We start from the raw sequence: 12,812 nt of genomic DNA, 5'->3' as shown, positions 1-12,812 counted from the left end.
ATGGATTCCAAGGTCATTTCGTCAGAATCAGTTTGCCCTGGCGGGTCTTGCGGAGCCGGTAAATCTGGCCTTCGTTCTCGATCCAGATTTCACCACCACAACGTGCCAAGGCCTCGAATCGGATGATTTTTGGCATTCCACCGGTCGACATCGTTGTCGCCGAGGGGACGGATTCAACCGCCGGCGTGCCCGCCGGAACACCTTCCACGACCGAACCAGTTGGGATTTCTCCCCATGCAGGATCGGTCGCCGACGAAGGTTTTGAATCAGTCATGCGACCAATCTAAGTCGACGGCAATGTCGCGGCAAGACCTTATTGCGAATGATTTGCAGTAAAAGTAGGCGGGCGGCGAGTATGAAAATCGCTGGCCATTTGGAACACGTTCCCGGCCCGCAAAAGCCGAGTCTCTTCCATCACCGGCGCCTGCAATTGCACGCCCACCGGCAATCCAACCGCATCGAAGCCGCCTGGCAGCGATATCGCAGGCACGCCCGCCAAGTTGGCGCCGACCGTGAACAAATCGCACAAATACATTGCGATCGGATCGTCGGTTTTCTCGTTCAGGGCGAATGCGGGCGATGGCGTTACGGGGCCGAGCATCAAGTCGACTTGTTGGAACGCGGCGTCGTAGTCGTTTCGGATCAGACGACGAACCTTGAGGGCTTGGTTGTAGTACGCGTCGTAGTAGCCTTCGCTGAGTGCGTAGGTGCCGACCATGATGCGGCGTTTGACTTCGCTGCCAAAACCGCCGGCGCGACTGAGCGAATACATGGCCTCGAGCGGCCCCGAGTCGGCGGCGGCAATTTCGGCATCAGCGACGCGATATCCGTAATGGGCTCCATCGAATCGCGACAAATTGCTGCTCGCCTCGCAAGGAGCGATGACGTAATAGGTCGGGACCCAGTACTTGCTGTGCGGCAATTCGACTTCGACAATTTCGGCTCCTTGTTCGCGAAAGACCGATTCGGCGGTTGCTAGTGCATCGCGAACGGCGGGCGAAATTCCGTCCTGGTCCAGACCTTCTCGCAAGACTCCGATTCGCATTCCGCGAACGTCTTCCGCCGCCATCGCTGGCGTGAAATCGGGAACTTCAGCGTTCACGGACGTGCTGTCTCGCGGATCGTAACCCGCCATCGCTTGCAGCCCAATCGCGACGTCATCGACTGACCAACCCATCGGGCCGGCTTGATCGAGGCTGCTGGCAAAGGCGACCAAGCCATACCGGCTGACCCGACCGTAGGTGGGTTTCAAACCGGTGATGCCACAAAACGCTGCCGGTTGCCGGATCGATCCACCGGTGTCCGTGCCCAAACTGAGTGGGACGGCGCCGGCCGCAACCGCCGCGGCAGCTCCACCGCTACTTCCGCCAGGCGTTTTGGTGGTGTCCCAGGGGTTGCCGGTCACGCCCATCGCACTGGTTTCGGTGCTGGCACCCATCGCGAATTCGTCCATGTTGGTTTTGCCAACGACGATCGCGCCTGCGCTTTTCAAACGAGCGACCACGGTCGCGTCGTATGGCGGGACGAAACCCTCCAGCATCTTCGAAGAGCAAGTGGTCGGCATGTCCGAGGTGCAGAGGACGTCCTTGATCGCCACCGGCAGACCTGCCAAAGGGCCCAGGGTTTTTCCCGCTTTTCGATCGGCGTCCACGGCTTCCGCGGCTTGCATCGCGGTCTCTTCCGCGACGTGCGTGAACGCATTGATTGTCGGCTGAGAAGCTCGGATGGCTGCGAGAGATTGTGCGATGACTTCGACTGCGGTGACTTCGCCGGAATCGAGCTGTTTCAGAATTTCCGAGGCCGAATGCAACATGAACGAACCGTCTTGGTCGCGTGGAAAGGAGCGTGAATGGTTTGCGAGGCGGCAGTATCGGCGATCCGCCGCCGGATTGGAATGCGGCTGGATTCACGCTCCACGAACTGCTCGTCAGGCGTGCATCGGCCAAGAAAGCTCTGCGACGCAACCGATCAGTGCCGGATGCAATTGAATTGACCCGCCATGAAGTTCCGCAATTCGGTGGACGCGACAAAGCGATAACCCGAGGCCGCGGCCGGCTTCCCGTCCGCTGAAATACGGATCAAACGCGCGAGCAGCATCATCCGAAGTCAGCCCCTGGCCGCTGTCCGATATTCGAAGCACGCAGCGATTCGTGTCGGTGTCGGCTTCGAAAGAGATGACGATTTGCCCTTCGACCCCGATCGATTCGACCGCATTGAGCACCAAAGCGCGAATGGCCTCACCGAGCATGTTCGGGTCACCATCGCACTTCAGCGAGGACTGCACATCGACATCGACGCAAATCGCATCGCGTTGCAGCGACGGTCGCATCGGAGAGATGACTTCCTCAACCACATCCTTTGCCACAAATCCAGAGATGAATTGCGGTTCGGGTGGATGGGCGTAGAACATCAGGTCGGCGATCATCGCATGAGCCCGGTAGGACTGGTCGACGATTCGCTGCAACGAGTCCGCTTGCTGGGGTCCGGATGCCGAAGCGATCAATCCCTGCGCCCGTGTGGCGATATTCGCCAGCGGATTGTTGATCTCGTGAGACAATCCGTACGCAAGTTGTTTTGCCAAATCGCGACGAACAGATTCGAGCGAATCGGAAAATTCACCCTGCAATCTTTCTCGTTCCGCAACCATGGCGGCCACCTTGCCGAACGCCACGTGTGCGTCTTGATTGGAAGCGTGTTTGATTGATTCCGAAGATGACTTGGATTGGTCCGAGTCGATCAAGCGGATCGAATGCAGCGATTGGCAAATGCTCGATCGCCGACAAAGTCCCGCTGCTTTCCACCACAGGTCGGATTCAAGCAACCAACGCGAGAACGGCAGCGTCTGGAAGTGTTGATCCAGTCGCATGAAACGTTGAAGCAAGCTTTCGCCGGTTTGGATGTCAGGACATGAGAGGAAAGCGGAGCCATCCCATATCTCTGCACCATGGCGCACCCACCAATCCGCCAATTGTTTGGTGGTCCATTGTCCCGCGATCGGTCGCCAACCACGTTCGTGTTCTTGCACCACCTTTGCAGCGGTGAACAAACACAGAGCGGGATCGTGCCGAAGTGTGTTGCGCAGCTGACGCCGAAACGTGACGCTGGTGTCGCGAGATACCAACGCGTGCAGCAACGTTGCCGACGAACTGGAACGCATCGGTAACCAAATGCGTTCTTCGTTTGATGGATTCGCCGTCCCTTCGTCACGCTGGATGACGATGGGAGGCAGCCAACCGGCAAACAGATCAGCCGATGACACCGCGATCCATTTCGAGCAAAGTGCAAGCGCGGCCGACCAAGTCGTCAATCGAGAACGGCTTCTGCATGAAGTCGTTGGCACCGGCGGCTTTCAAACCGTCGACCTTGCTGTGCTCGACCATCCCTGAAATGCACAGAATTTTGACTGTGTCCATCGATGGATCGCTGCGAACTCGTTGGCAAACTTCTTTCCCGTTGATATCGGGAAGCATGACATCGAGGATCACGAGGTCAGGGCGAAATTCCTTCACACCCATCCCGGCATCGAAACCGTTGTTGGCGGTGCGGATGTCGAACCGAGCATCTCGCTGGAATCCGTCCTGCATCAAGTCGACCAAGTCTTGGTCGTCATCGACGATCAGCAGTTTTTTCTTACCGCTTTCCAAAGCATCGGTCGGGATCCCGTTGTCCTTCATGAACAAGAACAACTGCTCGCGGGGGATCCGCCGGAACTTGCTTCCTGGGACACGGAAACCCTTCAGCGAACCGTTGTCGAAACAACGGATGATCGTCTGTTGGCTGACTTTGCAGATCTTGGCTGCTTCGCCAGTCGTGAATACCGTTTTTGTGGTCATGGCGGGAACCGTCCTCCCTGTGGGGTAGCCCAATACCGAAATGAGGAAAGCGCGAAGCCGGTGGGCGGTCAGAGAAAACTCTCACCGAAGCACCCAGCTTCACTCCGTCACTCCAATTAGCAAAACCGCGGGGATGATGCACTAGCACTTCAACCCACTAGAGTCACAAACGCACTTAAAATCCGCCGAACTCGCAGGGGTCACAAGCGACCGCACTTCCCTGGCTTGCCACTACGGCAAATCATACAGTTCAGGCAAGATGGGTCAAGGTTGATTGGGGGTCTCGCCGGTGCAGCGGCTGGTGATTGGCAGAGAACACGAATTTGCCCGCGTTTTCCGAGGCGTTAACGCTCTTTTTGCCGGCCGATGGCCTTCCTGGGCCGTCAAGCGAAACCAAGCAATCGTACGATGGTCTTCCAAGACCGTCGTAAATTACCCGAGGTTCTTAGGTGGGACGCGTGCGAGCTTGAAGAGTTTTTTCGATGGTCTTGTCGGACCGTCGTACGCGTTCGGAGGAAATCTTCGACGGTCTTGGAAGACCATCGTACGCGTGTTGAGAAGTTACGCGACGGTCTTGGAAGACCATCGTACGTGTGTTGGGAAGTTACGCGACGGTCTTGGGTGACCGTCGTTTAGTTCTGAGCCATTCTGCCGACGGTCTGGTAGACCGTCGTGGGCTCGCATTTCCGGATTTTAGGAAATGTGGATCACGGCTTTCACGACGCCAGATTCCGGATCCGTCCAAGCCGGGAAGGACTCGATGACTTCCTCAAATTTCGCGTGATGTGTGATCCATGGATCAGTGTCGATGACGCCCGACTCGATCAATTGAATGATGCGAGCAAAATCTCCAGTCAACGCATTGCGACTGGCCAGAATCGTCAACTCACGGCGATGCAAAAACGGTGCGTGCGGGAACTGCAGGTCTTGCTGAGTGATCCCGACGTAGACGACTCGTCCGCCGAACGCAGCCATCTCCATCGCACGACGCATGGAGTGATGGTTGCCCGTCGCATCGACCACAACGTCCGCGCGACGACCATCGGTCATCGCTTCCAGTTTTTCAATGTCCGCTTCGGATCCATCAAACTGAATGGTGTCGGTCATGCCCATCTTCTCGGTCACAAAGTCCAACCGCGTTTGGCTGAGGTCAGCGACAATGACCCTGGCTCCTGCGACACGAGCGAACTCGATCGCCGACAACCCAATGGGGCCCGAACCAATCACCAAAACGGTGTCCTTTTCGGTCACATGGGCGCGATCGATGGCGTGGCAACCAATTGCCAATGTTTCAACGAGCGCTGATTGCTCGTAAGAAAGATTGTTGGCGGGATGCAGTTTGCGGGCGGGCAAGATCATCTTTTCAGTCAGTCCGCCGTCGCACATCACGCCGAGTGTTTGGTGTGATTCGCAGCAGTTCGTCAGACCACGTTCACAGGAATAACACTTCTGGCAATTGATGTACGGTTCGACGCTGCAGCGATCGCCGACCTTCACGTTCTCGACACCTTCGCCAACCGCGACGACTTCCACGCCCAATTCATGGCCGGGAATTCGGGGGTAGGAAAAGAATGGGAACTTACCGAGGTAACCACCCAAGTCCGTACCGCAAACACCGACGCGGTGAATTCGCACCAACGCTTCACCGGGACCCGGCGGCGATGGTTCGTCGATTTCGATCTGCTCCCACTGTTTCGGAGCACTCAGTTGCAACGCTTTCATGTTCAGGCTCCCGTTCCGATGGCTTTGCCATCTTCGTCGATGAACAATGCCAACAGGTGTCGGTCGTAGATATTTTGGGTGACTTGTTGTCCGACGATTTCTTCGTTGGATTCCAGCAGATCTGTGTATCGAGCCCCCGCTTTCGCGGCGACTTTGAACGACACGTGAAGCAACTGACGCACGTTGGCATTGAAGTTTGGGTTCGATGGGATGTGGCGAATCAGTTCCGCGAACGCGGGACCATCGAGCTTTTCAACCGCGGCCGAATCAGGCAATTGTGAGCGGTCGATGTCAATGACGCTGGCGTAGGGAGCGCACAGTTCGTCAACGTGTTCCAAGGCGTAGACATAGATTTCTTTGGCAAGTGCCAATCCATCGCCACCGGCTTCTGCCAATCCAATGATCTCTTCGAGCCAGGTCGTCCCGGCGGTTTTCAGGTGAACGCCCGCGCCGGTTCGTTTCAAGCAATCGCGGATGATTGGGTACAAGCTGAACTTGTCGCTGCCGCTGTGAACGCTGAGCTTCAACACTTCAGGCAATCCGTACGCTTTAACGGCATGAGCCAGCACGGCGACGTCGTCATTGAATTCGCGTTCGAATTGAGCCAAGTCTCCGACGTAGTCGACGCCCTTGTTGAATCGGCCGGTGAATTTAGGAGCAATCGTTTGCACTCGAATGTTCTCGTCGGCCAGCATCGCCAAGATAATCAGCAGCTCGGGCGGCGTTTGCGGTTCATCGGTCTCGTCCATGGAGACTTCGGCGATGTAGTTGCCTTCGCCTTTGACGGACGCGATGTGCCGGTCGATCTCGCCGGCTTCTTTGGTGGCCAACATGTACTGCCCGGCAACGCGGCGAACGTCTTCTTCGGTGATGGTCAGCGGAGCGGAAAGGCCTTCGAGTTCCAACGTGCCGATCAGTTCGCTGTGCTTGGCAACGAAAGCGTCGATGTCAGCTTGGTCGGCTGGTTTACCGATCGAGTCAGCGACGTCGAGCGTGAAGAAGTCGGAACATGGCAGGAACGGTTCGACGGTCTTCAGACCGATGTGATCCGCATCGACGTGCCAAGGTCGATCGAAGCCGAGCTTTTCGACGGCCGCTGCGGCAGCGTCATACACGCTCTGAGGTTCCGAGCCGACAAAGGTGTGCTCACGATTGGATTTGTTCCAAACCGGAGCGACGTGGATGCCCTTTTCGGCCAAACGAGTGAAGGATCGCAGTTGAGCGGCCGCTTGATGGGCGAAACGGTCACCGACGCCGAAGGAGTATTTCTCAATCGTTAGCAAGGGAAGGCTCTTAAGCAGAGGGGATGAATCTGTTTGGGCCCAACAATATGACTCATCAAGTCGATTTCGGCCACGGGGGCGTCCCAGTCCTTAAAACCGTAAGTCTCAATTGTGTATAGACTTCCGTGTTCATTCGCTGTTTTGTTGCTACGACGCGATCAAGGCTCGGTCCGCTTCTCAGTGGGATCGAAATGGAAGCTGCTTTATTGCACGAGTTCCAACACGGCAAAGATTGGTCGGTGGTCGGACGCAACCGCTTCGTCCAGTACTTTGACTTCGATCAGTTTCCAACTGTTACTCGGTCGAAACAGGATGAAATCAATCTGGCGTCGTGGATTCGCCACGGGGGTCGTTGGCATGACTTGCTCGTTGACTCGAGTCCACATGGTCTCAAGCTCATCCAGCGTTGGGCTGTTCAGGACGTCGTTCATATCCCCAGCCAGCAACGCGGGTCGCCGCGGTGATTCGCTGACGATTTGATTGATAGCCTTGGCCGACGCAAGTCGTTCGCGGTCATCGCGTCGAGAGTCCAGGTGAGTGGCCAGCAGCAACAAAGGTTGGTTCCGTCCCGAGATCGTTAGTTCCGCCGATAGCACACCACGTTGTTCGCCATTGTCGAAATTCGGCAGCAGCTCGTTGCGATGGTTGGCGATCGGATACTTCGAGAGCACCGCGTTGCCGTAATGACCACCTTGCAACGGTATGTTTGGCCCGAAAGCAACCAGCATTCCCGTCAGCCGAGCCAACTCGGCCGGTTGATCGACGCTGCCACTTCGCGAAGCGTTTTGGTCAACCTCCTGGAGCGTCACCAAGTCTGGCTCGACCGACTGGATCACTTTCGCAATTCGTTCCAAGTCCAGCTTCCTATCCAATCCTTCGCCGTGATGGATGTTGTAGCAAAGCACTCGAACCTGCACGGGCTCCGCGGCCCTCAGCACTCCGGTGCCAAAAAACATCACCAACCCGGCCAGCCAAACCAACCCACAACCTTTCATCATTCGATTCTCCCGCATTTTTTCCCCTGCCCACCAAGCTGCTCGCACACAAAAAGCCCAATCTACCCGAAAAAGGTGTCAGGTACCTTTTTGGCAACCTATGTAGTTTTCCTTTCGAGACTGGTAGCGCAACTCGAACCGGTAGAGCGATCTCGGCTCGGTCTTCGTTGCAATAAATTCAACGTCGAAGGCTGCCTTCGCGATCGCGGTGCGAAGTCAGGGCGCGCGAACATGACCAACGGTCATCGCCCCGTTTGAATTGCAGCCAATTTGCCTATTCTTCCAAAAAGGTACCTGACACCTTTTCGAAGAAGATGGCGAGCCAAATGGTTGGTTCTTTTGGCGTGGTCCAATCGACTCGGTGCCGTTGGTGGGCGGGGATGAGGAGGTGATCGCCCGGTTGCATGCTGATGACTTTGGCGTCGCTGAAGCGGAGGCGGGCTTCTCCTTTGAGGACGACCACCCATTCGTCTTGCTCTTGGTCGTACCAGTCGCCGGGAGCGGTCGAGTGGCCCGTGGAGACAATTCGTTCGATGCGAACCGATTCACCTTCCGCCAACACTTCGATGAGTTCCGATGGTAAATGCGTTGGCACGTTTTCGAATAGGTTCATGTCGGCGGGTTCGTCGTTGGATTGGCTGGTGAACGATGTGGACCGAGCGTGATTCCGATCGCGAATTTCTTGATCCTTCCAGTTGGATTGTCCCCAGGTCAACTGCATCGGTTGTATGCGTCTGACCTATTCGGGGCACCGAGAATCTTGGTTCGGGATGGTCTTACAGGATCAACGATCCTTAGCTCGAATGTCTTCAATTCAGATTTTTCACCGTCGGGGCTTTTCTCTGCTCGGACAGATGAAAGGCTCAGCAGTGTGAGCAACAGCAATTCTGCGAGTGACCACCGCGTTGCAGGGAATGTCAAAGACGTCTTGCCAAATTCTCCGTGGGGTCGAAGCGTTGAGCGACAACGCCGTGCTGCAAAAAAACCTCAATAAGATAACACGCCGAGACCTTCTAGATAAAAACCACTTGCACTGCCTACGCGTTGTCAGCACAATGCCTACAGGTTGTCGTCGATAGGAAGTTCTTGAAGAACCACAGTCCAGGAGAAACGGATGACGAAATCCACACCGCCGCCACTGACTGAATCCCAGAGGGAGGTCATGGAAGTCTTCTGGAAGCACGGCGAAGCGACCGTCAGTGAAGTGCGAGAGTATTTGGCCGGTCTTGGACGACACGTTGCACGCAACACGGTCCAAACGACGATCGTGCGTTTGGAAGCCAAAGGTTGGGCGAAGCATCGCGAATGCGGCAGGACGTTTGTCTATTCCGCCGCTCAACCCAAAACGCGTTCTCTGGGCGTCAAGGTTGCTCAAATGGTGGATCGATTTTTCGCTGGTTCACCGGAGGACATGGTGACGGCGTTGATCGAATACCGCGGGCTGACGGAGGAAGAAGCCACGCGGATCACGGCGATGATTGATGAAGCTGCTGAAAAAGCGAAAGAGACCTCTCCGAAGAAGACCAAGTCGAAAGCCACTCGAAAGCGAGGTCGCTGAGCATGAATCTTCCATCTTATGTTCTCAGTTGCGTGCTGTTCGCCAGCTTGATTTCTTTCGCGGCTTTGACGGCCAATCGGATGTTGCGAAGGTTTGCGACCGCACGCCACGGAATGCTTCTTTCCGCTTTGGTGTTGATCCTTGTCTGCCCAGCCTGGATCGCTCTGCTACGAACGCCTGAGGTCGCCTCTCGCAACCCATTGCCGGGGCTGTTGGCCAGCGAACGCGACACGCCAATGGACAATGACTCCAACATGCCTTCGCCGTTGCCAGCAGAATTGCGGGCCGAAACGGAAGTGGCCAGCTTGATGGAACGCCACATTGAGTCGACACCAATCGACCAAGTAAAGCGGGAAGAAGATGAAGCATTGTCACAAAGCGATGTGGTGATGACATCCCACGCGTACCAGCCCGCGACGGCGAGCGGAGCGTTTGCTGAATCAGCAATCCAGGCAAAGCCGCTCAGGGCTCAATTCATGAGAGCGGCGAGGTTAGTGTTTCCTGCGTTGGTAGTGGTGTCACTGCTCGGCACGCTCGTTGGATTGATTCGAGTGGTGCTCGGCTTGGGGCGTTTGCGCCAGATTCTGAGAAGCTCCAATCCCGTCTCCAGCCCCCTCGTGCGTGAATGCTTCGCCGAAGCCTGCGGACGCGTTGGGATCCGACCCGAGACCGTTCGTTTGGCAACTTCTGACCAAGTCGAGATTCCCATCGCCACTCGACTGATTCAGTCGGTCGTCGTTTTGCCTAGTGAGATGGTTCAGGACGATTCGACATCGGATTTGCGTCAAGTTCTGATCCATGAACTGGCTCATGTGAAACGCCGAGACCAATGGGTTTTGATCCTACAACACCTCATATCAGCGATTCATTGGTGGAACCCGTTGGTACATCGTCTGAATCGTTGTCTTGCGGAGGCCCGAGAAGAGATTTGCGACAACTATGTGCTGGGAAATTGCGATGCGCCGAGCTATTGCCGGACGCTATTGCAAATCACCCAGCGTCAAAGTCCGTCAATGGTTCCGTTCGGAGCGGTCGGCTTGTTCACCTCGCGATGGAAGCTCGAACAACGAATCCAATCGCTGCTGAACGCGAATCGAAATCGGGCAACAGCAATGACTTGGAGAGGTCGTTCGCTAATCGGGCTTGGAGTTCTATTGGTGTTGGCGATGGGTAGCCAATTGGCGATCCCGGTCGAGGCGGTTGAGCCTCAAATCACGAGCTCCAGCGAACCACCGGCCAAGACTCCGATCGTCACACAGCCCAACGATGACAGCGAAGAGCTGTTGCCAAATGCGGCCTTTTCGGGATTCGTCAAAGATGAGTTCGGCCAGCCCATTGAAAGTGCAAAGGTGGTTGCCTTTTACCAACTGAAGGAGCAGCGTGAAGTGGTGAGCTTGGCGGATACGTCGGATGCAGAGGGGCGTTTCGAATTCACTGACATTCCACTCACCAACCCAGATTTGAAATCACTGGCCATTTATTCGTACGCGAGCGGCCATGCGATTCAATCGCGACGTGTTCATCGACATTCCGGTTCGCCACCGTTGAACGCTGATTTGCTCGACCTGGATTTTGAACTGCAGCCAGAGGCAGTCGGAATTGTCGATGTGATCGACGAAGAGGGGCAACCCGTGGCTGGGGTTGTCCTGAATCAATTGCAGTCAAAAGGCGAAACGTTGACCAGTCTGTATCTGTACCGTGATGTCTGGGAGCAACTCGGTTTGCCTGTTCCAACGTCGGACGAAAATGGCCGTATGGAGATCCCTTCCATTTCGCAAGCCAGCTTTTATGACGTTCAGCTCGTGCATCCCGAATTTGCCAAAACGCCGATTTGGAAAACTCCTCTTTCGGAAACACCTTTGACCGCCGTGATCGAGAAGGGAGATCCGGTCAAGTTTGTCGTCAAAAGTCCCACCGACTCGGACAAAATAGATCAGGCTAAGATCGAAGTGGTGGTCAATGAGATCGGTGGCGTATTCATGGTCGTTTGTGATGTCCCCGAAGACGGGATCGTTGAGACGCGACTACGTGATGCCAACTCGAACATCTCGATCAAGCACCCAACGCTTGTCAGTCAGTCCTGGCATTTTTACCGAAAAGACAAGCCCACGATGGAGTTCTCGCTTCATCGCACGGGAACGGTCCGAGGCCGGGTAGTGGATGCAGAGACGGGCGATGGAGTTGGGCAAATGTCCATCTCTTTCAGCGCCAATCATCGGCAGGGGCACCTCCTACGCACCGATGCGGAAGGCTACTACGAAGGTGAGGTCGCGGAAGGTGAGTACCCGGTGCAGATCGAAGACAATCAGGGACAGTGGAAAGCGACAGAGGACGATCGACGGAAAATCCATGTTGCGGCGAACGAGACCGTTCAAATGAAAACGTTCACCGCGACCAAGTCTGCTCCAATTCAGGGACGAGTGCTGTTTGAGTCAGGCAAGCCTGTTGCGAATGCCATCGTCCTTCAGGGTTTTCGGCAAAAGCCCATCCTGACTGATACCGACGGGAAATTTGCGGTCGCTCGTGGTTCGCGAAGGAATCAGGTGGTCTATGCGATTCATCCGACCAAAAAACTGTCTCGTGTGACGATTTTGCCAAACGAGGCGAAACATCTCGAGATGGTGCTGGCACCCGAAGGAAGTTTGAATGGCGTTGTCATCGACTCGGACGGCAACGCTTTGGTGGATGTTCCGGCTTCGCTGAAAATTCAGGTGTCATCGCGCTCAAATGGTGGGAGCAACATGTCGACGACCATACGGACCAAGCAAACCGACCAAGAGGGGGCCGTCCATTTTGATGGACTGATTGAAGGAGCCCATTATGCTCTCGAGGCAAATGGCAAATTCAGATCGAGCTTTGGTGAACGGTTGCGGCAATCCAGTCGATTCTTTGACGTTGCCGCGGCGCCCTGGGAAGACGTTGAACTCAAAGTCCATTCCGCCTTGGAAGCCGAACTTAATGAACTGGCCCGGTATCAGCAGGCGCCGGGAACGATCCAGCCACTGAGGGCAACGAATTGGTTGAACGGCGATCCGGTCGATGTTGTTTCAGGAGAAGCGAACTTTCGCCTAATTGTGTTCGGACGATCGAAACACAGTTTCCAAGAAGCGAATCTGGTGCACAAGTTTTATGGTGATCAAGGGGTTCAAGTCGTTGGTGTCGTCGGGAACAAAATCTCAGGATCTGAAAACAGAGACGTATGGGCGAGAGAGCTTCAAATCCCAATTGCGGTCGATGACGGCAACGCCAAAATGTTCTCTCGGTATGGATTCGATTCAAATGGCGGTGTCCTGCTGTACGGAGCAGATGGACAGCTCATCGAACGGATCAATGGAGGAAGAGACCTACTTTGGATCATGAGAAATCACGTTTTGTACCGGGATTGATCTAATCAAGTGATTTCATCGTTCTCGCTCGAAAC

Annotated in this window: 10 protein-coding genes; 2 read left to right on the top strand and 8 right to left on the bottom strand. The window is 55.5% G+C overall.

Annotation, left to right across the window (positions count from 1 at the left end):
• Window positions 1-13: 13 nt before the first annotated feature.
• The 8 genes from hemP to RB_RS08135 all read right to left on the bottom strand — a co-directional run bounded on the left by hemP (window position 14) and on the right by RB_RS08135 (window position 8,554).
• Window positions 14-274 (bottom strand): hemin uptake protein HemP, encoded by a 261-nt coding sequence (gene hemP / locus RB_RS27905; protein WP_007331092.1) that lies wholly within the window; start codon window positions 272-274, stop codon window positions 14-16.
• Window positions 275-313: 39 nt separating this feature from the next.
• The gene (gene gatA, locus RB_RS08165; RefSeq protein WP_011119740.1) at window positions 314-1,813 is read right to left on the bottom strand and encodes an Asp-tRNA(Asn)/Glu-tRNA(Gln) amidotransferase subunit GatA; all 1,500 of its coding nucleotides are present in this window, start codon (window positions 1,811-1,813) and stop codon (window positions 314-316) included.
• Between the two features lie 114 nt (window positions 1,814-1,927).
• Window positions 1,928-3,259, bottom strand: coding sequence for a sensor histidine kinase (locus RB_RS08160; protein ID WP_007336165.1), 1,332 nt, complete (start codon window positions 3,257-3,259; stop codon window positions 1,928-1,930).
• Window positions 3,246-3,833: a response regulator gene (locus tag RB_RS08155; RefSeq protein WP_007328727.1), complete on the bottom strand. Its 588-nt coding sequence runs from the start codon at window positions 3,831-3,833 to the stop codon at window positions 3,246-3,248. Before RB_RS08155 ends, RB_RS08160 begins: the two co-directional genes overlap by 14 nt.
• Window positions 3,834-4,526: 693 nt before the next feature.
• Window positions 4,527-5,555 (bottom strand): zinc-binding alcohol dehydrogenase family protein, encoded by a 1,029-nt coding sequence (locus RB_RS08150; RefSeq protein ID WP_011119735.1) that lies wholly within the window; start codon window positions 5,553-5,555, stop codon window positions 4,527-4,529.
• 2 nt (window positions 5,556-5,557) lie between these two features.
• A complete protein-coding gene (locus RB_RS08145) occupies window positions 5,558-6,838 on the bottom strand; it encodes a tagaturonate epimerase family protein (RefSeq protein ID WP_011119734.1) in 1,281 nt (426 codons plus the stop codon).
• Window positions 6,839-7,041: 203 nt separating this feature from the next.
• Window positions 7,042-7,836, bottom strand: coding sequence for an endonuclease/exonuclease/phosphatase family protein (locus tag RB_RS08140; protein WP_231846324.1), 795 nt, complete (start codon window positions 7,834-7,836; stop codon window positions 7,042-7,044).
• 271 nt (window positions 7,837-8,107) lie between these two features.
• Window positions 8,108-8,554 (bottom strand): cupin domain-containing protein, encoded by a 447-nt coding sequence (locus tag RB_RS08135; protein WP_011119731.1) that lies wholly within the window; start codon window positions 8,552-8,554, stop codon window positions 8,108-8,110.
• A gap of 393 nt (window positions 8,555-8,947) precedes the next feature.
• Here RB_RS08135 and RB_RS08130 point away from each other — a divergent pair, with 393 nt between their 5' ends.
• Together RB_RS08130 and RB_RS08125 are read left to right on the top strand one after the other, a co-directional pair.
• The gene (locus RB_RS08130) at window positions 8,948-9,391 is read left to right on the top strand and encodes a BlaI/MecI/CopY family transcriptional regulator (RefSeq protein WP_011119729.1); all 444 of its coding nucleotides are present in this window, start codon (window positions 8,948-8,950) and stop codon (window positions 9,389-9,391) included.
• A gap of 2 nt (window positions 9,392-9,393) precedes the next feature.
• Window positions 9,394-12,777, top strand: coding sequence for a M56 family metallopeptidase (locus RB_RS08125; protein WP_011119728.1), 3,384 nt, complete (start codon window positions 9,394-9,396; stop codon window positions 12,775-12,777).
• The last annotated feature ends 35 nt before the right edge of the window (window positions 12,778-12,812 follow it).

The sequence above is a fragment of the Rhodopirellula baltica SH 1 genome (genome assembly GCF_000196115.1).
Taxonomy (GTDB): Bacteria; Planctomycetota; Planctomycetia; order Pirellulales; family Pirellulaceae; genus Rhodopirellula; species Rhodopirellula baltica.
Note: the sequence above shows the minus strand (reverse complement) of the source record. Positions and strands in the feature narration are given on the sequence as shown.

Bases quoted from the DNA above. Each gene is read 5' to 3' on its own strand.
- RB_RS08140 (WP_231846324.1), bottom strand. From the start codon at position 7,836: ATGATGAAAGGTTGTGGGTTGGTTTGGCTGGCCGGGTTGGTGATGTTT.
- RB_RS08135 (WP_011119731.1), bottom strand. From the start codon at position 8,554: ATGCAGTTGACCTGGGGACAATCCAACTGGAAGGATCAAGAAATTCGC.
- RB_RS08150 (WP_011119735.1), bottom strand. From the start codon at position 5,555: ATGAAAGCGTTGCAACTGAGTGCTCCGAAACAGTGGGAGCAGATCGAA.
- gatA (WP_011119740.1), bottom strand. From the start codon at position 1,813: ATGTTGCATTCGGCCTCGGAAATTCTGAAACAGCTCGATTCCGGCGAA.
- hemP (WP_007331092.1), bottom strand. From the start codon at position 274: ATGACTGATTCAAAACCTTCGTCGGCGACCGATCCTGCATGGGGAGAA.
- RB_RS08125 (WP_011119728.1), top strand. From the start codon at position 9,394: ATGAATCTTCCATCTTATGTTCTCAGTTGCGTGCTGTTCGCCAGCTTG.
- RB_RS08130 (WP_011119729.1), top strand. From the start codon at position 8,948: ATGACGAAATCCACACCGCCGCCACTGACTGAATCCCAGAGGGAGGTC.
- RB_RS08155 (WP_007328727.1), bottom strand. From the start codon at position 3,833: ATGACCACAAAAACGGTATTCACGACTGGCGAAGCAGCCAAGATCTGC.